The sequence below is a fragment of the Nitrospira sp. BLG_2 genome (assembly GCF_049222245.1).
Genome location: NZ_JBLYIG010000003.1, coordinates 1 through 1,748, shown reverse-complemented (window position 1 = coordinate 1,748; position 1,748 = coordinate 1). Strand labels below are relative to the sequence as shown.

Sequence of the window (1,748 nt, the reverse complement as noted above, 5' to 3'; positions counted from 1 at the left end):
GGGCGGGCCGCTTGGGCGGGCAACAGACTGTTTCAAGTCTGCCTCCCTTCCTCGCGGTTCCACGCGTCCGTCTCGCGTGGCGACTCCGCAATTTCACAACGAACTGTCATGAATAGTGTGGGCTTGCCCGCCGCGCCGTGACATGGTAGCCGACCGTAAAGCGCCGCTCGCGGTCGAATCTATCCAGCCATTTACAGAACACTGGGACAATCAAGCCAAGGACAGGAAAAAGCATGATCCACATCGGAAGCCAGAGCAACCGAACCCCCACCGGGAGACTCGCGCTCAACGGACTGGTCGCCTGGATAAACCGTAAGGACTCCTGCGCGAAAAATCGAAACGACCCTTCGTTCGGTTCAATGCTGATCTCCTCCAATCCGGCCGTCTTCAGAAATCGTTCGTACCACCAGGGTGTGTAACCGCCGTAATAATGGTAGGGTTCTTGATGGATTCCTGATCCAAGCGGCGCCGTGAGAATGAGTGTTCCTCCCGGCTGAAGAATCCTCGCCAATTCGTAGACCACCCTGATGGGCTCGGGATGATGCTCTAGGACTTCTGTGCAAAGCACTACTCCGAAGCTGCCGTCAGGAACCGGAATGGCCGTCACGTCCGACACGAAGTCGAGTGCTCCATAGCCGCCATGTCGAAGCTGGTCATTCCGCAACGGTGCAAGGTCTTGAGTACGGTAGTCGCAGTGCGCAAACAACGCACGATACGGGCAGGAGCCGGCACCGACATCCAGCACTCTCGTCCCACTCGGCACCAGCGACGCCTGATGCGCAATCCAGCGATCGCGCCGCACGACGTTATACGCGAACAGTTCACTCTGAGCCAGCCAGGCCCGTAGACCGTTACTCACGGGCCTTCACAAATTCGAAAAGTCCGCATCCATACTCGACATCGGAGGCAGCTTCCGGCGGAACGTCCTCATTGAACTGTCCGGCATCGTCCACAAGAGAGAACGCATCGAGCCGAAGATCCTGGAAGAAACTCCTTACGGTACTGGGCCGGAACACTCGATGCGCATTGAAACACACCCGTTCGCGTCCGACCGGTACCGAAAGGAAGAACGTACCGCCAGGCTTCAATACGCGCTGTAGCTCCGCAGCAGCCCGAAGGCTCCCTTCCGGGTCGATGGGATCCCCATATCGACCAAGTCCTACATGCTCAAGGACATGGAGGCATGACAACGAAGTAATGCTGCCGTCTTGAAAAGGCAGCCGCACGATATCGCCGGCAAGGGAACTGAGATTAGAGAGACGCACGTGAAGAGGACGATAGTCGACAAACACGGTCTTCACGCCGGCACTCAACACGTTGATCATCATCGTGCTGGACCCGACATCGACATGGCTCGAAGGCTTGTTCTCCTGCAATCGCCGGGCAAGCCACGCCGCCTGGAAGAAATAGTGCGGATCAAACGGAGTCGCGGCGACACGATCGCCAAGACATGGGTATGAATCCCGGAAAGAAATCTGTTGTGTGGCCCTCTTATTATAGATTTTCCACTCCACGAAATAGCGGGGCAATGCTCCAAGGCTGGCAAAGAAGTGGGGGCCAAGAAACGCCGCACCCCACCGAACGAACACACTGTTGCGGAAAAGCTGTCTCACGACGGCGGTGGGAGAGCGATGATCGCCAATAGAACAGCCCTATCCCCAAATCTCTAACAGGTAAGATATGGGTACTGAAACTCCAAGGAATGCGACACGTATGGGGTACCGCATTAGCGTACAGTCAAGAGCGGC

2 protein-coding genes are annotated in these 1,748 nt (G+C 56.8%); both read right to left on the bottom strand.

Features of this window, described 5'->3' with window-relative positions; all coding sequences use genetic code 11:
* Positions 1-106: 106 nt before the first annotated feature.
* Positions 107-859, bottom strand: coding sequence for a class I SAM-dependent methyltransferase (locus tag ACOSYY_RS00065; protein WP_421660173.1), 753 nt, complete (start codon positions 857-859; stop codon positions 107-109).
* Positions 852-1,613: a class I SAM-dependent methyltransferase gene (locus ACOSYY_RS00060; protein ID WP_421660172.1), complete on the bottom strand. Its 762-nt coding sequence runs from the start codon at positions 1,611-1,613 to the stop codon at positions 852-854. Before ACOSYY_RS00060 ends, ACOSYY_RS00065 begins: the two co-directional genes overlap by 8 nt.
* Positions 1,614-1,748: the final 135 nt, after the last annotated feature.